13 protein-coding genes are annotated in these 18,080 nt (G+C 65.2%); 7 read left to right on the forward strand and 6 right to left on the reverse strand.

The annotated features are described in order from the left end of the window. Positions 1-25: 25 nt before the first annotated feature. From QHC67_RS16150 to QHC67_RS16165, 4 genes are all read right to left on the reverse strand, one after another. On the reverse strand, positions 26-679 hold the full coding sequence (locus QHC67_RS16150; protein ID WP_319295832.1) for a DUF6088 family protein: 654 nt from the start codon (positions 677-679) through the stop codon (positions 26-28). A gap of 398 nt (positions 680-1,077) precedes the next feature. Next, a complete protein-coding gene (locus QHC67_RS16155; protein ID WP_319295834.1) occupies positions 1,078-2,586 on the reverse strand; it encodes a Do family serine endopeptidase in 1,509 nt (502 codons plus the stop codon). A 129-nt stretch (positions 2,587-2,715) separates the two neighbouring features. Further along, entirely contained in the window at positions 2,716-3,561 is an 846-nt protein-coding gene (locus tag QHC67_RS16160) for a protease modulator HflC (RefSeq protein ID WP_319295835.1), read from the reverse strand. Continuing rightward, positions 3,561-4,676, reverse strand: coding sequence for a protease modulator HflK (locus tag QHC67_RS16165; RefSeq protein WP_319295836.1), 1,116 nt, complete (start codon positions 4,674-4,676; stop codon positions 3,561-3,563). Before QHC67_RS16165 ends, QHC67_RS16160 begins: the two co-directional genes overlap by 1 nt. A 72-nt stretch (positions 4,677-4,748) precedes the next feature. On the opposite strand from QHC67_RS16165, the gene QHC67_RS16170 reads away from it, so the two are divergent. From QHC67_RS16170 to QHC67_RS16200, 7 genes are all read left to right on the forward strand, one after another. Beyond that, entirely contained in the window at positions 4,749-5,726 is a 978-nt protein-coding gene (locus QHC67_RS16170) for an Mrp/NBP35 family ATP-binding protein (RefSeq protein WP_319295838.1), read from the forward strand. A 73-nt stretch (positions 5,727-5,799) separates the two neighbouring features. Continuing rightward, positions 5,800-6,237: a CoA-binding protein gene (locus QHC67_RS16175; protein WP_319295840.1), complete on the forward strand. Its 438-nt coding sequence runs from the start codon at positions 5,800-5,802 to the stop codon at positions 6,235-6,237. 52 nt (positions 6,238-6,289) lie between these two features. Then, positions 6,290-8,560, forward strand: a complete 2,271-nt coding sequence (locus QHC67_RS16180; RefSeq protein WP_319295842.1) for a xanthine dehydrogenase family protein molybdopterin-binding subunit — start codon at positions 6,290-6,292, stop codon at positions 8,558-8,560. Between the two features lie 17 nt (positions 8,561-8,577). Then, positions 8,578-9,588 carry a ferrochelatase gene (gene hemH / locus QHC67_RS16185; RefSeq protein WP_319295864.1) on the forward strand — a complete coding sequence of 337 codons (1,011 nt, stop codon included), beginning with the start codon at positions 8,578-8,580 and terminating at the stop codon, positions 9,586-9,588. Between the two features lie 21 nt (positions 9,589-9,609). Next, positions 9,610-10,332 carry an acetoacetyl-CoA reductase gene (gene phbB, locus QHC67_RS16190; RefSeq protein ID WP_319295843.1) on the forward strand — a complete coding sequence of 241 codons (723 nt, stop codon included), beginning with the start codon at positions 9,610-9,612 and terminating at the stop codon, positions 10,330-10,332. 42 nt (positions 10,333-10,374) lie between these two features. After that, entirely contained in the window at positions 10,375-10,614 is a 240-nt protein-coding gene (locus QHC67_RS16195; protein ID WP_319295865.1) for a ribbon-helix-helix domain-containing protein, read from the forward strand. A gap of 48 nt (positions 10,615-10,662) precedes the next feature. Further along, positions 10,663-11,787, forward strand: a complete 1,125-nt coding sequence (locus QHC67_RS16200; RefSeq protein ID WP_319295845.1) for a PepSY-associated TM helix domain-containing protein — start codon at positions 10,663-10,665, stop codon at positions 11,785-11,787. A 41-nt stretch (positions 11,788-11,828) separates the two neighbouring features. Here QHC67_RS16200 and QHC67_RS16205 read toward each other — a convergent pair whose 3' ends face one another. Next, entirely contained in the window at positions 11,829-16,493 is a 4,665-nt protein-coding gene (locus QHC67_RS16205; protein WP_319295846.1) for an NAD-glutamate dehydrogenase, read from the reverse strand. A 126-nt stretch (positions 16,494-16,619) separates the two neighbouring features. Then, positions 16,620-17,927: a hypothetical protein gene (locus QHC67_RS16210; RefSeq protein WP_319295848.1), complete on the reverse strand. Its 1,308-nt coding sequence runs from the start codon at positions 17,925-17,927 to the stop codon at positions 16,620-16,622. Positions 17,928-18,080 lie beyond the last annotated feature (153 nt).

The following is an 18,080-nucleotide window of genomic DNA, read 5'->3' on the forward strand; positions in this document are numbered from 1 at the left end:
GACAGGATCGCATCGTAATTTGGGTTCATGCGGCTTTGGGCTCGGCGGTGAGGATGGTTCTCAGATAGTCCTGCATCCAGGCCGGCAATTCCGACATGCCGTCATGCAGATCCTTGCGTAGCCGCACGCCATCCGGCTCGCGCCAGAGGAGCTGCTGGAGCCGATGGCGGACAGAGCGGTCCTCCTCGGCGTCGGCCGCAGTGTCGCGCAACCGGTGGAGTGCCTGGACGATCCGCATGGCCGGGCGACCGGCCCAGAAGAGCTTGCTGGCGGCCGTGTGCCGGAAACTGATTTCGAGATTGCCAAGATGGACCGGTTTCAGTCGGGAATCGGTGTGGACGACGATCTTGGCGGGCACCCCGTTGGTGAGGCCAAGGTCGTTGGCGGCAGTCATGCCGTCGACCAGGACGCGTATCTGATCGCGGCGGGCGATCGCCTCGACCACCTGGCGGGGATCAGCGGGACTCGGCGCCTTGGTGAGGCTGTTGAAGTCCGGCTTGTCATATAGGCCTCTGTCGATCCTGCGAAGCGTGTCGGTGGCGACGAGACGCTGGAGAGCCTTGTCGATAGCGTCGCGCGTAGCGAGGTCGAGAAAGTCCGCCACCGCCCATACGCTGCGTGGCGTACTGGCGCTAATCCGCTGCAGAATGCGGGTCTTCAGGTCTAGGGGCTCACTCATTTGTCCGAAGTTTGTAGGTATATTTCGGACATGCATTCAATCAGTCGCTAATCTGGAGGACTCGAACCACCATATCCACTCACGTCCAGTCTTTTCCAAGAATCCAGATCGTGCTATTAATGCCCCTGGTGAATTCGCAAGTCTATGATTTTATTGCGAAATCAAGCGCTTAGCTGCCCGGCGATCAAGCTCTTCTGGGCATAACTCGGTCTTAAAAGGTGGTCGCACCCGGTCGGAAGCAGTTCGCCGCAAAAACGCGGCGATTTGCCGCGAACAAATGTCGAACTAAAAATGAACGAATTTTGATGGTATTTTTCATGGTATCTTGAGACGCGAGCGATCGAAGTCTTATTTTATTTCATTGGCTTAAGATGCCAGTTCGATGCCGGTCCCGCGCGTTACTTGTCGCGCAGGCGGATGCCGACGAAGGTTGCAGGCTGGCCGCGGCGAAGCACCTGTAGCAGGATCGCGTTGCGGCCTGCGGCGGTCACTTGCGCGACGGCAGCCTTCAGGTCGGCCTCGGTCGCGGTGGGGCGATTGTTGGCCGAGAGGATGATATCTCCGCGGCGGAGGCCCTTGGCGCCCGCGTCGGTCGACGGGTCGACCGTGGTGATGACGACGCCCCGCGTCTCGGCAGGCACGCCAAGCTGCCGGGCGATGCCGGCAGTCAGCGGCGTGACGGCGACGCCAAGGCTCTGCTGGGCAGCGGCCGCGCCGCTGTCGGGCTGCTGCTGCGGATCGGCAAAGTCCTCGTCATTGGGCGCGTTGAAGGCGCTCAACTGATCTTCGGGCGGGCGCTGGGCAACGACGGCAGTCACCGTCATGCGCTTGCCGTTGCGGATCAGTTCGACGGGGACGCGCGACCCGATCGGAAGGTTGGCGACGATGAACGAGAGCGTCTCATCGGGCGTGACTTCGCGATTGTTCACCTTGACGATGACGTCGCCAGCCTTGATGCCTGCCTTGTCCGCGCCCTGGCCGGGTTCGACGCCCTGGATGAACTCACCGCGGTTCTTCGCAAGGCCGAGCGATTCGGCGATGTCGTCGGAGAGCGGCGTGATCTGCACGCCCAGATAGCCGCGACGCACGCTCTGGCCCTTGCGCAGAGTGTCGATGACCGGGACGGCCTGCTCGGAGGGGATCGCGAAGCCGATGCCGACATTGCCGCCCGAAGGCGAGAGGATCTGGCTGTTGATGCCGATGACGTTGCCCGTCATGTCGAACATCGGGCCGCCGGAGTTGCCCTGATTGATGGAGGCGTCGGTCTGCAGGAAGCGGTCGCTGCCGCCGCCGGTGTTGCGGTGCACGGCGGAAATAATGCCCGCTGTCACGGTGCCGCCAAGGCCGAAGGGATTGCCGATGGCAATGACCCAATCGCCCACGCGTGCGCGCGTGCTGTCGCCGAACTTTACGAAGGGCAGCGCCTTTTTCGGTTCGATCTTCAGCACCGCCAAGTCGCTGGCGGCGTCACGACCGATCAGCTTCGCGGTATATTCCTCGCGATCGGTCAAGGTGACGGTGATGCTGTCGATCGTCGCGCCTTCCGCGCCAGGGGCGACGACATGGTTGTTGGTGACGATATAGCCGTCAGCCGAGATCAGGAAGCCCGATCCAAGCGACTGCGCCTGCCGCGTCTGCGGCGTACCGCCGGGCGAACCGAAGAGATCGCCGAAGGGGGTTCCGGCGAACGGGTTCTGCACCTTGACGCGCTGGCGCGTGGAAATGTTGACGACGGCGGGTTGCAGCTTCTCCACCATATCGGCGAAGCTGACTGGCGCACCGCGGGGTGCAGCCGCCTGCATATTCTCATTCTGGGCCGTCTGCGCGCCGAGCGGCTGGCTGGATGTCACTGCAATGGCAGTGCCGCCAAGCAGCAGGGCTCCGGTAATGGCATAAGCGTAGCGCACGAATGATTGTCCTCTCATGACTTTAAGGAAAAAGGTCGGGACCGAAGGTATTCCTGCGATGCCTCGTCTTCCCTTAACCCACATTGAATGATGTGCGTTCCAGGCAGCAAGCCCGGAACGCCGCGAAACTTACTTGCCCCTGAACTCCCGCAGAAAGTCGTTGTCGGGCGACAGCACGATCGAATTCTGTCCGCTCCGCGCCGGGTCGAAGGTGTAGCGGTAGCTCTGCATGGCGCGATAGAAGTCGTAGAAAACCGGGTCCTTGCCAAAGCTTTCGGCATAGACACGCGCGGCGCTGGCGTCGGCTTCGGCGCGGATGATCTGCGCCTGCTTGGCGCCTTGCGCGCGGATCGTCAGGGCCTCCTGCTCGCGGGCAGTGCGCATCCGCTGGAACGCGCTTTCGAGCGGCGCGCCATCGGGAAGGTCGGCGCGCTTGATCCGCACGTCGACGATCTCCGCACCATATTGGCGGGCGACGCGGTTGAGGCCCGCCTCGATGTTCTGCATCACCTGACCCCGCTCGGGGCTGAGCAGGGCGGCGAAGGGGCGCTTGCCGAGTTCGTTGCGCAGCGCCGACCCGAGGATCGGGCGCAGCGCTTCGGAGACGCGATCCTCGCTGCCTGCCGAGATGTACATGCGCAGCGGATCGACGATGCGATAGCGGGCGAAGGCATCGACCTGCAGGCGCAACTGGTCAGTGGAGAGCACCTGCTGGCGCTCCATTTCGACCGAAAGCACGCGCTTGTCGATCCAGACGATCTGCTCGGCGAAGGGCAGGCGGGCGATGATGCCCGCGCCGGTCGCGCCGAATTGCTCGTTGGGGCGATAGCGATTGACGATCCGGACCGGCTCGCCAAAGCGCACGATCACGGCCTGGCGGGTTTCGGGCACGATGGAGATGGTGCTGCCGATGAGCAGCAGCAGCGCGATGGCGACCAAAGCGAAGGCGATGGGGTTGCGGAACAGGGTAGGCATTACTGGGCTCCCTGTCCGGCAGTGGCAGCAGCAGCCGGCGGCGCAACCGCGCGGCGCTTTATCTCGGGCAGCGGGAGATAGGGCGTGACGTTGCCCGTCTCCACGATGGTCTTGTCCATATTGCCCAGAACCTGCTCCATGGTCTCATAATACATGCGGCGGCGCGTGACTTCGGGCGACAGCTTGTATTGTTCGTAGGTCTTGTCGAACTGCGCGGCCTCGCCCTGCGCGCGGGCCGTCTGCTGCTGCGCATAGGCGCGGGCCTGGTTGAGGTCGGTCTGCGCGGCCTGCTGTGCCGCCGACACGCCCTTGAAGGCGTCGTTGACGGCGGCGGGCGGGTCGGCCTGCTTGATGGCGACACCCTGAACGCGGACGCCCGAGCGATAGGCGTCGAGGATTTCCTGCATCCGCAACTCGACCTGCTGTTCGATGCCGGTGCGGCCCGCGCCCAAGGCTTCGTCGAGGCTTACGCTGGCGACGACCGAGCGCATGGCGCTTTCCGCGACTTCGCGGATGGCGCTGTCGGGGTCGGAGAGCTGGAACATGTAGAGGCCCGGATTGCTGATGTTCCAGCGCACCGAATAGGCAAGGTCGATGATGTTCTGGTCGCCAGTCAGCATCAGGTTTTCGGCTTCGGCGCTGGTCGAGCCGATGTCGATGGTGCGGATTTCCTCCACGTCGACGGTCTGCACCGTCTCCAGCGGGGCGGGCAGGGTGATGCTGATGCCGGGCGAGAGCGTGCGGCTGTACTTGCCGAGCATCATCGCGACGCCGCGCTCCTGCGGGCCGACGCGGTGGATGCAGGTGAGCGCCAGCCAGACGAGCACGATCAGGCCGAGCGCGATCGGCCAGAGCGGCTTGCCGTCTGGGCGGTGGGGAATGCCCCCGAAGCCGCCGCCGCCCTTGCCGCCGAAGCTTTCGCGGCCACGGCGCAACAGTTCTTCTATCGCGGTGGGGCCGCGGCCGGGCTGCGGGCGATTGCCGCCAGGCTGGGTCCATGGGTTGCGGGGGCCGTCATTGCCGCCGTCGCCGCCGCTGCCGCCATCCTTATTGCCCCAAGGCCCCTGACTCATCGCGGCGATCAATCGCGGCATCCACCCGAATTTTCTACTCATGCACCCTGTATAGGAAGGGGGGAGCGGGAAAAACAGTGCCTTTCCGACGATATTCCATTATGCGCCCGCCCCATGACCGATGCCACGCCCGACCTCGCCCAGATCGCCGAACGCCTAGCCGCCGTCACCAAGGCGCGCGCCAGTGCGCCGCGCATCAAAGAGGGCGTGCTGACGCTGGTGCTGGACGTCGGCGGCCTGTCCGAAGATCAGCGGGCGGTGATGGAAGCGGCGGTGCGGGCGGAGATGCGGGACGTTCCGGCGATCACGCAGGTGCGCGTGGCGATGACGGCGGAAAAGAAGACGCTGCAGATCATCGCGGTGGGATCGGGCAAGGGCGGGGTCGGCAAGTCCACTCTGTCCGCCAATCTCGCCATTGCGCTGCACCGGCTGGGCCACCGGGTCGGGTTGGTGGATGCCGATATCTACGGGCCTTCGCAGCCAAGGCTGATGGGAAGCGAAGGCGAGAAGCCGACCGCGGAAGGCAAGCAGATGATCCCGATCGTCAGCCCTTCGGGCGTGCCGATGCTGTCGATGGGGCATCTGGTCGATCCGGGGCAAGCCATCGCATGGCGCGGGCCGATGGCGGGCAATGCGCTTGGGCAGTTGCTGGACGCCCGGTGGGTCGATGTCGACACGCTGATCGTGGACCTGCCGCCGGGCACGGGCGATGTGCAGCTTTCGATGATGTCCAAGCACAAGCCTGCGGGCGCGATCATCATCTCCACGCCGCAGGATCTGGCGCTGATGGATGCGACCCGCGCCGTCAGCCTGTTCGAGCAGGTGGACGTGCCGCTGATCGGGCTGGTGGAGAATATGGCAGGCTATGTCTGCCCGCATTGCGGCGAGGTTTCCGATCCGTTCGGGCAGGGCGGCGCGGAGGCGGCGGCTGCGCATATGGGGATGCCGTTCCTGGGGCGGATACCGCTTGCCATCGGCATTCGTACTGCGTCCGATGCAGGGTTGCCGCCTGCTGGGGGAGGCGCCAGCGAGGCTGCGCCGTTCCTGGCGATTGCAGGCAAGCTGCTGGAGTGGCTGGACGCGCGTAAATAGGGAGGAGCGGCGGAACCCTCGGCCCGTCTCGACCGCTATAGGGTCGAGATTGAATGCGACGGAGGTCCGATCCATGCCCCTGACGAACGATGCCGACATAGCGGCGCTGCTGAACGAAACCCGCACGATTGCGCTGGTGGGCGCGTCGGACCGGCCCGACCGGGCGAGCTATGGCGTCATGGCGACGCTACAGCGCCATGGCTATCGCGTGCTGCCGGTCAACCCGCAGCTTGCCGGCGAGCATATCCATGGCGAGTTCGTGTGGAACGGCCTTGCCGACATCGGCGTGCCCATCGACATGGTGGACATCTTCCGCAACAGCGCGGCGGCGGGTGATGTGGTGGATGAGGCCATTGCGGCGGGCGCGAAATCGGTGTGGATGCAGCTGGGCGTCGTCAACGAAGACGCGGCGGCGCGGGCGGAGGCGGCTGGCCTCAAGGTCGTGATGGATCATTGCCCGGCCATCGAGATCCGGCGGCTGGGGTTGTCGCCAGTGGAAGGCGCGGCCTAGGCATCATCAGATAGCGCCTTCCCACGCGCGGCGGGGGCTTCTATCAGGCGGCATGGCGCGTACATCCTTTGGGACAGCAGGCAGGGCGAAGGGTGCGAACATCGACCGGCGTACGCTGCTGATCGGCGGCGGCGCTGCGGCGGGTTTGCTGATCGCGTGGGGCGTATGGCCGCGCGATTATGCGCCGAATGTGAATGTTGCGGCGAACGAGACGCTGTTCAATGCCTTCCTGAAGATCGACCGCGCGGGGCAGGTCATCGTCATCGTTTCGCAATTGGAGATGGGGCAGGGCGTCACGACTTTGCTGCCGCAGATACTGGCCGATGAACTGGGGGCGGACTGGCGCACGGTGGCGGTGCAGCCTGCGCCCGTCAGCCCGCTTTACGCCAACACGTTGCTGGCCGCCGAGGAGATGGACAGCGACTGGCTCCGGCTGCTCGGATCGACCGGGCGATGGGCGCAGGATCAGTATTCCGTGCGTTCCGCGCTGATGCTGACGGGCGGCTCTACATCGGTGCGGATGTTCGAGCGTGCCTATCGCGAGGCGGGCGCGGCGGCGCGCGTGCTGCTGTGCAAGGCGGCGGCGGCGCGGTGGGACATCGGCTGGGAAGCTTGCGACATACAGGACGGGCTGATCACCGATGGGCAGCGGACGCTGAAGATCGGCGAACTGGCGGCGGAGGCGGCGGGGTTCTCGCTGCCCGAGATACTGCCGATGCGGCAGGGATCGGACGGGCGGCTGGCGGGGCAGGATCTGCCGCGCCTCGATCTGCCGTCCAAGGTGGATGGGTCCGTCACCTTCGCGGCGGATATCCGGCTTCCCGACATGGTGTTTGCCTCCGCGCGCGGCGGCCCGGTGGGCGACGCCGTGCTGAAAAGCGTCGACGAAACGGCGGCGGCGAAGGTCACGGGATTCCTGAAGCTCGTGCGGAATGAGCGGTGGGTGGCGGCGGTCGGCACCAATTGGTGGGCGGCGAACAAGGCGCTGGATGCCGCCGATCCGGTCTTCACGGTGGCCAATCCGCTGCTGTCGAGCGAAAGGATCGACGCGGCGCTGGAGGCGGCGTTCGCGAGTAGTGACGGGCGGCGGCTCTATGAAGTGGGCGAGTTGTTGCCGGTGTTCGAGGGCGCAACCATCGTCGCCAGCGAATATCAGGTTGCGCCGGGACTGCACCTGACCGCCGAGACGCCTGCCGCGACGGCGCGCGTTGCCGATGGCAAGGCCGAAGTCTGGATGGCGAGCCAGGCGCCGACGCTCGCCCGTGCCGCGATAGCCGATGCACTGGGGCTGCCGGACAGCGCCGTCACGCTTTATACCGTGCAGGCAGGCGGTTCCTTCGGGAGCCGTATGGAGCATGATGTCGGCGTGCAGGCGGCGCTGATCGCCCGCGAACTGGGACGGCCGGTGCAACTGATGTGGTCGCGGCTGGAAGAGATCATCCGCGATCGCCCGCGTGCGCCAGCCCATGCGCGGATGGCGGCGAAGCTGGGGCGCGGCGGGCGGATCGACGGCTGGCTGGCGAAGGTCGCTGCACCGGCTGCGCTGACGGAGACGTGGCAGCGGATCACCGGCGATGCTCCGCCCGTCGAGGCGATGCGTGAGGCTGCGGGTAAGGCGGACCGGCGGGCTGTCGATGGCATGGCGCCGCTCTATGCGATGGGCGCGTTTGCCGTCGATCATTATCCCGCCGATATCGGATTGCCGACGGGGCGCTGGCGCTCGAACGCCGATCATTATGCGGCCTTTTTCAACGAATGCTTCATCGATGAGTTGGCGCGGATCGCGGGGATCGAGCCCTTGTCCTTCCGTATCCAGATGCTGGGCGATCAGCCGCGCCTCGCGCATTGCCTGGCGACCGCCACGGCACTGGGCGGTTGGGGAGGCGGCATTGCGGGCAGCGGGCAGGGACTGGCCTGCCACGCGATGAGCGGCTCTTATGCGGCCGTGATGGTCGAGGCGGGGCTGTCCGGCGGCAAGTTGTCCATCAGCCGGATCGTCGCCGCCGTCGATTGCGGCGAGCAGATCAATCCCGACATAGCCCGGCAGCAGATCGAAGGTGGGCTGATCTTCGGGCTCGCTTCTGCAATGGGCGCGGCGGGCAGCTATGAGGGCGGATTGCCGACCAGGGCCATTTTGGGGCGCATGGGGCTGCCGCGGCTTGGCGACATTGGCGAAGTCACGGTGGAATTGATCCGCAACACGGCAAGTGCAGGGGGCGTTGGCGAAGTGGCGGTTCCGCCGGTCGCTCCGGCCCTCGCCAATGCGCTGTTTACTGTCACAGGGCAACGGTTTCGCAGCCTGCCCCTTCTTGCGCGGGAATGATGATGCCGTTCGACCCGATGCCGAAACCTGCCGATCATCCCGTCGTCCCGCCACCGCGGATCGGCGTGCTGATCATCAACCTCGGCACGCCGGACGGATGCGACACGGCTTCGGTGAAGCGCTACCTGCTGGAATTCCTGTCCGACCGGCGGGTCGTCGAAATTCCGCCCGCGGTGTGGCAGCCGATCCTGCGCGGCGTCATCCTGAACACGCGGCCGAAGCGCTCCGCCGCCGCCTATGCGAAGGTGTGGATGCCCGAAGGGTCGCCGCTGGCCGTGTTCACCCGGCGCACGGCGGAGGCTCTGCAAGTCGAGCTTGGGGACAACGTCACGGTGGAATGGGCCATGCGCTATGGCAACCCCTCCATCGCCAGCCGCTTGCAGGCGATGAAGGACGCAGGGTGCGACCGTATCCTGCTCGCGCCGCTCTATCCGCAATATAGCGCGGCGACGACGGCGACCGCCAACGATGCGGCCTTTGCGGCGCTTGGGCGGATGCGCTGGCAACCGGCGGTTCGGACGTTGCCGCCTTATCATGACGACCCGGCCTATATCGAGGCGCTGAAAACATCGGTGGAGCGGCATCTGGCGACGCTGGACTTCGCGCCCGACCTCATCGTCGCGAGCTTCCACGGGATGCCCGAACGGACTCTGCACCTTGGCGATCCCTATCACTGCCAGTGCCGGAAAACGGCTCGTTTGCTGAGCGAGGCTCTGGGCCGCGAGGTGGCGGTGACGTTCCAGTCGCGCTTTGGCCGCGCGAAGTGGCTGGAGCCCGCGACGGATATCACGCTCCGGCAATTACCTGGATCAGGCGTGAAGGCGATTGCGGTGCTCACGCCGGGCTTTTCAGCCGACTGTCTGGAAACATTGGAGGAAATTTCGATGGAGGGAAAAGCCACGTTTTTGGCGGCTGGCGGCGAAAAATTCGCGTATTTGCCCTGTCTAAATGCAGATGTCGAAGCTATCATCCTCTACAAGCGGTTGCTTGGCCGTGAACTTGCCGGATGGTTCAACATCAGCGGCTGAAACTGGATTGAGGAGAGGCAGATGAGCAGAGTTGCAGTCGTTACCGGCGGTACGCGGGGGATTGGCGAAGCCATCAGTCTTGCCCTTCGCGACATGGGTATCACCGTCGCTGCGAACTATGCCGGCAATGACGAAAAGGCGAAGGCCTTCGCCGACCGCACGGGTGTCTCCGTCTACAAGTGGGATGTGGGCGACCATGAAGCCTGTGTTGCAGGGTGCGACAAGGTCGCAGCGGAGCTGGGCGCGGTGGACATCGTCGTCAACAACGCCGGCATTACGCGCGACGGCGTCCTGCAACGAATGAGCTTCGAGGACTGGAACGACGTGATGCGCGTCAACCTTGGCGGCTGCTTCAACATGGCGAAGGCCACGTTCGGCGGAATGCGGGACCGTGGCTGGGGCCGGATCGTCAACATCGGCTCCATCAACGGGCAGGCCGGGCAATATGGACAGGTAAACTATGCCGCTGCCAAGTCCGGCATCCACGGCTTCACCAAGGCGCTGGCGCAGGAGGGTGCGAAATACGGCGTCACGGTCAACGCCATTGCGCCCGGATATATCGACACCGACATGGTGGCGGCCGTTCCGGCTCCCGTCCTGGAAAAGATCGTGGCCAAGATACCTGTCGGGCGGCTGGGCCAGGCGCACGAGATCGCGCGGGGCGTCGCTTTCCTGTGCAGCGAGGATGCGGGGTTCGTCACTGGGTCGACGTTGTCGCTCAATGGTGGTCAACATATGTATTGATGCGTCCGCCCGGTCAGGAGCCGACGCGTGACGCGGACGATCATGGCCGGGCCGGAAAAGCGCAGCGTCACCATCGCGGGGCACCAGACATCGATCAGCCTTGAGCCGCTGTTCTGGAACGCCCTGCGTGGGGCGGCGGAAGCACGGAATCTGCCGCTCAATGCCCTGATCGCGCAGATCGATGTAGAGCGAATTGCGGCATCCGATCCACCAAACCTTGCGAGTGCGATACGACTGTGGCTATTTGCACGCTCATGCGAATCAGTCGCAGCACCTGATTGACAGCATTTTACGCAAAAGCACCGCCAGTGGCGGATCGAAGGGTCGGCAATGAGCAAGATAGCGCTGCGGAATTTCTGGTTCCAGTTCCACAAATGGATCGGATTGCTGCTCGCCATCCTGATCATTCCGATCTGCATAACCGGATCGGCACTGGTGTGGCACGACGCGCTGGACAAAGCGCTGAACCCGCAGCGTCATGCCTTCACTTCGGAGCAGGCGAAGCTGGAGCCGTCCGCATATGCGGCCGCGGCCCAGAGCGTGCTGGCGCCCGGCGAGCGGATCGTGTCGCTGCGCTTTGCCGAGGGCGAGCCGGTGATGGTCGCCGCTGCACAGCCGCGCAAGGAAGGCCCGGGTAGCCGTCCGGCAGGGCGTCCCGGCAGGACGGTGGTCTATATGGATCCGGGCACGGCCAAGGTACTGGATAAAGCGGACGGCAATGCCGGGCTGGTGAGGTTCATGCACGGCCTGCATGGCAGCCTGCTGGTTCCGGGCGTCGGGCGTCAGATCGTCGGATGGATCGGCGTGGCGATGGTGATCTCCACGGTCTCCGGCATCTGGCTCTGGTGGCCGACGGTGGGTAGCTGGCTGAAAGGTCTGCGGTGGAAGCGGCATCGCAACTTCGACACCAATCTGCACCATCAAATGGGCTTCTGGATCGCGCTGCCGCTGTTCGTGCTGTCGCTGACTGGCGCGTGGATCAGCTTTCCGGCCTTTTTCGGGGCGTTTTCAGGCGAAGCGCAGCGGGCGCGACCAGGGCAGCCGGACCGGATGGCGATGATGCGCGCCAAGCCCCTCGCTGCGCCCGCCACCTCGCTCGATCAGGCGGTTGCGACGAGCCGTGCGCTGACGACGGGACAAGTCACCTCCGTCAACTGGCCAACCGACCTGAAGCCGGAATGGAGCGTGTCCTTCAATGGCAAGACCGTGGCCGTCGAGGATGCCAGCGGCGCGGCCAAGCTCGACAAGCCGCGGGAGAACCGCGAGACCACCGCGCGCCTGATGCGCCGCATCCATGACGGCACCGACATGGGGCTGTTCTGGCAGATCGTGATCTTCATCGGCGGGATCATTCCGGCGATCCTTGCGATCACTGGCATCATCATGTGGCTGAGGGCCCGCAAATGGCGCGGCGAGCTGGCACGGCGGCAAAAGCGGAAACCAGCGATCGCTTGATTCTGGCGGGCTCCTGCACGTCGCAGGGCCCGCCCAGGCGTTCAGCGGCCGAGAAGCCCCCGCGCCTGCCCCGCAATCTCCGCAAGCATGGCGACATTAGGCACGGCAGCGGACTTGGCGCGCTTCACCAGCGCCCGGAACTGCGTGATACGCGACGCTTTCTGATTCAGCCATGTGTCGACGAAGCCGTCCACGTCACTGCCCTTCGACTGAGCGAGGAAGTCGAGCCGGACCTGCTGCATGTCGCGGGCCACTCCCGAGATCAGCAGCCGCTCCCACGGGTCGCTGGGCTCCATCCGCGCGGCGGCGGACTGCACCCAGTCGATGCCGACGGCTTCGCCCAGATGCGTGAAAGCCTGCGTGATCGTGATTTCGTCCACCTTCAGCTCTGCCGCGAGTCGCGCCAGGCCTACCGCGCCGTCCAGCTTGAACAGCGCCGAAGCCCGCGCCACGAGATTTTCGGGCGCGCCGAGGGTTGCCAGATTGTCCGCCACGGCGCCGCTGCGGCGAACCGCTTCATGGGTGAGAAGCGCGTCGACCTTGGCAGCCAGCTTGCCGATGCCTGGCGCGAGCGCGTCCACACCCGCTTGCGGTAAGGTGCCGGCGGGCAGGCTGCGCAGGATGTCGGCAATCTGCGCGCGCATTCCCGACGCGACATTGCCCAGCAGCGCAAGGCGGGCGTCCTCGGTCATCGTCGCCGCGTCGATATCATCCCACAGACGCCGCACGTCGAACAGCCGCTCGGCAATGACGAAGGCGCTGGCGAGGTCGGCCAGCGAGCAGCCTTCCTCTTCCGCCAGTTCGAAGGGATGGATCAGGCCAAGGCGATTGACGATGCGGTTGGCGAGCTTGGTCGCGATGATCTCGCCACGCAGCTGGTGGTGGACGATCGCGTCGGCTTCCTCCTTCTGCATTTCGGTGGGGAAGGCAGCGGCGAGGTCGCCGTCCATCGCCGGATCCTGCCCGAGCTGGCCATGTTCGATGGCATCCTGCAAGGCGAGCTTGGCGGTCGAGAGAAGCACGGCAAGTTCGGGGCGTGTCAGTCCCTTGCCGTCCTGTGCGCGGCGGAGCAGTTGCTCGTTGCTGGCGAGGCCCTCGACCGCGCGGTCGAGACGCCCGCTGCTTTCGAACGTCTCGATGAGGCGCACATAGCTCGCGAGACTGGTCGCGCCGCCACGTTCGGCAATCGAGAGGCCTAGCGCCTGGAGCCGGTTGTCTTCGAGAACCAGCGCCGCGACATCGTCGGTCATGCGGACCAGCAGGGCGTTGCGATCCTCGAACGACAGGCGGTTCTCCGCCATTTCCTTGTTCAGCGCGATCTTGATGTTCACTTCATTGTCCGAACAATCGACGCCTGCCGAATTGTCGATGAAGTCGGTGTTGATGCGGCCGCCCTGCAGCGCGAACGCGATGCGCCCGGCCTGCGTGACGCCAAGGTTCGCGCCTTCGCCGACGACCTTGACCTTCAGCTCCTCGGCATTGATGCGGAGACGGTCGTTCGCCGGATCGCCGACATCGCCATGGCTTTGTGCGGCAGCCTTCACATAGGTACCGATGCCGCCGAACCACAGCAGGTCGGCGGGGCTGCGCAGGATGGCCGAGATCAGCGTGGTCGGGTCCAGCTCCGCATCGGTGATCCCCAGCAGCGCCTGAATCTCGGGAGTGAGGGGGATGCTCTTCATCGAGCGGGGGAAGACGCCGCCGCCTGCCGAAATCAGCGACTTGTCGTAATCGTCCCAGCTTGAGCGGGGGAGGGCGAACAGCCGCGCGCGTTCGTCCCAGCTTTTCGTCGGATCGGGACTGGGGTCGAAGAAGATGTGGCGGTGATCGAACGCGGCGACCAGCTTGATCGCCTTGCTGAGCAGCATGCCGTTGCCGAACACGTCGCCGGACATGTCGCCGCAGCCGACGACGGTGAATGGCTCGGTCTGTACGTCCGTGCCCATTTCGGCGAAATGCTGCTGCACCGACAGCCACGCGCCGCGCGCGGTGATGCCCATCGCCTTATGATCGTAACCGTTGGAGCCGCCGCTGGCGAAGGCGTCGCCCAGCCAGAACTTACGCTCCAGCGCAATGCCGTTGGCGACGTCGGAGAATGTGGCGGTGCCCTTGTCCGCCGCGACGACGAAATAGGGGTCGTCGCCATCGTGGATCACGACATGCGCCGGATGCTTGACCTTGCCGCTGACGAGATTGTCGGTGACGGACAGCAGCGAACGAATGAAGATGCGGTAGCTTTCCGTGCCTTCGGCGAGCCACGCGTCGCGGTCGGTGGCCGGATTGGGTAATTGCTTGGGGTAGAAGCCACCCTTTGCGCCGGTCGGCACGATGACGGCGTTCTTGACGCGCTGCGCCTTCATCAGCCCGAGAATTTCGGTGCGGAAATCGTCGCGGCGGTCGGACCAGCGCAGCCCGCCGCGTGCGACCGGGCCTGCGCGCAAGTGGATGCCTTCGACTCGCGGCGAATAGATCCAGATCTCGCGCCATGGCAGCGGCGCTGGCAGACCCGGCACCTTGGCGCTGTCGAGCTTGAACGCCAGTGCCTCCTTGGCGGCGGGGGCAAAGAAGTTGGTGCGCAGCGTCGCGGAGATCACGGCGCGCAGCAGGCGCAGGATGCGGTCTTCGTCGATAGCGGAAACCTTGTCCAGACCGGCTTCGATGTCGGCCTGTGCCGCTTCGGCCAGCGCTGTCGTCTGACTGGCCGGATCGTGCAGCGCGGAGAACAGGCGGACGAGCGCGCGGGCGATGTCGGCCTCGCGCCGCAGCGTCTCGGCTACGGTGCCCATGCCATAGGTCATGCCGGTCTGCCGCAGATAGCGATAGAGGGCGCGGAACAGCACCACCGCCTGCGGGTCCAGAGCTGCGGTCACCACCAGTTCGTTGAAGCGGTCGTTCTCCGCTGCGCCTTGCAGCACGGCAGCGATAGCGGTCTGCACGATATCCGCGCGTTCCAGCAGCGGAGCGGCATCGCCACCGGGCAGTTCCAGCACGAAGCGCTGAATATGGCCAAGGTTGCCACGATCGATGGGCGTGCTCATTTCCTCGATGGCGCGGAAGCCGAAATTCTCCAGCGCGGGAACGGCTTCCGACAGGGCGACGGGCTCATTGCTGTAGAGCTTGAGGCGCAGCCGCGCGGCGCCGTCTTCGTCGTTGCGGTAGAGGCGCACGCTGCGGCCATTCGCGCCCGACAGGCGATGCAGATGCAGGATGTCGACTGCCGCTTCGGCGGGACCCGCGCCATTGCGGTAGTTCATCGGGAAGCCATTGGCATAACGCTGCGCCAGCGCGGCTGCGCGGCCCGCTTCCTCGCTTTCGGCAATCGATGCTTCGACAGCCGGGAGCCAGCCGCGCACCATCCGCTGCAGTTCGCGATCCAGTGCCTCGGTGTCGGGCACGGTCCCGCCATCGCGCAAATCGAGCGTGATACGCAAAAGCGCAAGGCCGCCTTCTTCCAGCGCGATGGACCAGCTCAGCACCGCAGCCTTTGCCGCCTCCGTCAGCATGTCCTGGATCGCGACGCGCCGCGCCGTCGAAAGATCGTCGCGCGGCAGCCACACGAAAGCATAGAGGTGACGCGCCAGCGAACTTGTCGCCAGCGCCAGCTTGGGCCGCGGGCGGTCTGCGAGTGACATGAAGGTCAGCGCCAGCCGCTCCAGTGTCTCGCGCTCGAAACCGATCAGGATGTCGTGGGGCAGCATGGTGAGGGCATGGACGAGCGCCTTGCCCGCATGGCCGGCGGGGTCGAACCCGAACTTCTCCATCAGCACCGTCAGCGCGGAACGCAGCACCGGCACCTTGTCCGGCGTGGCGGAAAGCCCCGCGCTGGTCCACATGCCCGCATGGATCGAGAGGGCGGTGATCTCCTTCCCCTCCCGCACCGGCACGATGATCAGGTCGACCAGCACGCTGCGATGTACGCGGGACGTACGATTCGATTTGATGATGAGAGGCGCGCGGCGTCCCTCCTCGAACCAGCTGAAGGCGGCTTCGATGGTGGCGGGGGCGAGCAGCTCTTCCCCCTTCAATGCGCAGACCCCGAGCTGCACGAGCGCGTCGCCATTGCGGGCGCGGCGTTCATGGCCGATCTGCGTCAGATGGCGCGACAGGAACCAGCGGAGCAGGGCAGCGCCTTCCTCTTCCTGTATGGTCTCGGCATCGTTCCTCAGTGCCTGCTGCATGGCGGGCCAGTCGGCCACCGCCGCGCGGACATGTGCCAGCACGTCCTCAAGTGCCTGATCCAAGGCGCGGCGCGCTTTGGCGTCGGCGCGATCCGCCTCGATATAGATCATCGACTCCCGCCGTGCGCCGGGCGCGTCGGGCGGCAGGATCGCGGCAAGCTTGCCGTCCGCATCGCGGCTGACCGCCAATACGGGATGCAGCAGGCGGTGAATGACGAGATTGGCCTGCGCCAGGCTGTTCGCAATCGAATCGACCAGGAACGGCATGTCGTCATTGACGATGGCGATGCGCATGGTGCGGGCGGCGGGCACGGACTCGTCCGCGCCGGATTCAGTGCCTGCGGTGTCGATGGCAATGGCGGGCGTGCCGGGCTTGCGGCTGTTCGCAGCGGTCGAGAGGAACGCTGCGGCCTTCGCTACGGCGCGATCGTCGAACCCTTCGCGCTCGTCCGGCAGCGCGCCTTGCGCCAGTGCGGCGCGCAGCGCCTCCTCGATAGCGGCTGACTTCGGCTGCGCAGTGCGCGTCATTCCCTCACCTCTTGGTTGAGCTATGGTCGGCTGTGCGGCTTATATGCTCCCGTACCGAAAGAGGCTCAACTATAATCTGGGTAGAATGTTTCTAGCTATTGTAAGGAAATAACAAGATGATGGGGATCAGCTTGCAGCGCGCGTGAGGACCTGCGCCGCCAGCTTGTCGCTGCCGGACAAAGCAGCGACGATCGACAGGCTCCCATCGGCCTCACGCCGTCCCACCAGAATGGCGAGGCCATCATCGTCTGTGGCGATCTCTTCGCTGGCGAGGACGGGGGCGTGCTTCAGGCGTTCGCGAGTCGCCAGCTTCCGGTCGGCGGCAGCGGGGCGTTCCGGACGACGCGCTGCCCGTTCGTCGCGGATCAATCCCTTCAACCCGCCCGGATACTGCTCAAGATGCGCGGCAAGGCTGCCTGAAGCAAGGCCGTGCGCCTGACCATATTCCAGGGCGCCTGCAAATTCCGTGATGCGGGTCTTGTCGTAGTCCGCGCCGAAGATGAGCTTGATCACGGCCGTCATGGGGCTGCGCGCCTGAACCTTTATGCCGGCCTCAGCGAGCATTTCGGCATAGTCTTCGCCAGCGTCCCTGCTCGCCAGGGCAAAGTCGTAGGCGACGCCGATTGCGCGGTACAAGGCCACTCGGCTGCGGGCATCATTGTGACCCGCCTCCTGGGCGCAGTCGCGCGCCACCGCCAGCCAGTCGGCAAGCGAGGCGTCGGGTGTCAATTCCAGCGTGTCCGTCAGTTCCAGTTCCGGCAGCAGGAGCATCTCTTCGTCCGAAGCAGTATCGGCGGGTACGAATGACGGCCCGTCCGCCCATACCGGCGCGGCCGACGCGTGGCTGGGTGCCGTGCGCAGGGCGCGATCGACTTCCTCGGCAAGTGCATCGGTAAGGTCGCGGCTGGCCATCTCCTTCCAGTTGATGACGCCGTACACGAAGTCGATGGTCTCCTTGTCCGAGGAGAAGGGCATCAATATGCCGCGGTACATGATTTCCGCGCCGCGCTGATTGACGAATTCCGCTTCGAATCCGATGGGCGCGGCGTTGGCGATGATCTGAAGATAATGGTCCGTCAGGCGCGACAGCAATGAGCGCGTGGGCACGTCACCGATCGTCTCGATCGGGCCGACGATCTCGCATTCCCGGCGCAGTTCGGTGCCGAGATAGACGACGGCAGGGTTTTCGATGCCGCTGCTGAAGTCCAGGAGGACACTGTGCGGGCCGAAATCCTCGATCTGTTCGGGATTGAGGTCCTCGATCGACGGCAGCATCCGGTCGCCCAGCAACGACGCCCAGTAATTATACGCCCGCACGTGCATCCGGCGCTCGTCGGCGCTTATTCCCGATGGCGCATCGATGGCATGATCGTCCGGCGCATAGTCGGCGTCCTGCAGATCCTCGGCGATATCGTGGCCGCGCAGCGTATCCATTTCGACCTGTCCCAATAAAGCGTGCCTATGGCGTCAGCCCGGTTCTGGCACAGGGATGGTAAACAGGAAGTAAACCCGGGGGGGAGGCGCGCTGGATGGGCCGGGACACGCAACGAGCCTCGCCACACTTGCAACCCCGCCCGCGTCCTGATA

Source organism: Sphingobium sp., from assembly GCF_033795625.1.
Taxonomy (GTDB): Bacteria; Pseudomonadota; Alphaproteobacteria; order Sphingomonadales; family Sphingomonadaceae; genus Sphingobium.

Bases quoted from the DNA above. Each gene is read 5' to 3' on its own strand.
- QHC67_RS16195 (WP_319295865.1), top strand. From the start codon at position 10,375: ATGGCCGGGCCGGAAAAGCGCAGCGTCACCATCGCGGGGCACCAGACA.
- QHC67_RS16165 (WP_319295836.1), bottom strand. From the start codon at position 4,676: ATGAGTAGAAAATTCGGGTGGATGCCGCGATTGATCGCCGCGATGAGT.
- hemH (WP_319295864.1), top strand. From the start codon at position 8,578: ATGCCGAAACCTGCCGATCATCCCGTCGTCCCGCCACCGCGGATCGGC.
- QHC67_RS16180 (WP_319295842.1), top strand. From the start codon at position 6,290: ATGGCGCGTACATCCTTTGGGACAGCAGGCAGGGCGAAGGGTGCGAAC.
- QHC67_RS16205 (WP_319295846.1), bottom strand. From the start codon at position 16,493: ATGACGCGCACTGCGCAGCCGAAGTCAGCCGCTATCGAGGAGGCGCTG.
- QHC67_RS16175 (WP_319295840.1), top strand. From the start codon at position 5,800: ATGCCCCTGACGAACGATGCCGACATAGCGGCGCTGCTGAACGAAACC.
- QHC67_RS16150 (WP_319295832.1), bottom strand. From the start codon at position 679: ATGAGTGAGCCCCTAGACCTGAAGACCCGCATTCTGCAGCGGATTAGC.
- QHC67_RS16160 (WP_319295835.1), bottom strand. From the start codon at position 3,561: ATGCCTACCCTGTTCCGCAACCCCATCGCCTTCGCTTTGGTCGCCATC.
- QHC67_RS16210 (WP_319295848.1), bottom strand. From the start codon at position 17,927: ATGGATACGCTGCGCGGCCACGATATCGCCGAGGATCTGCAGGACGCC.
- phbB (WP_319295843.1), top strand. From the start codon at position 9,610: ATGAGCAGAGTTGCAGTCGTTACCGGCGGTACGCGGGGGATTGGCGAA.
- QHC67_RS16200 (WP_319295845.1), top strand. From the start codon at position 10,663: ATGAGCAAGATAGCGCTGCGGAATTTCTGGTTCCAGTTCCACAAATGG.
- QHC67_RS16170 (WP_319295838.1), top strand. From the start codon at position 4,749: ATGACCGATGCCACGCCCGACCTCGCCCAGATCGCCGAACGCCTAGCC.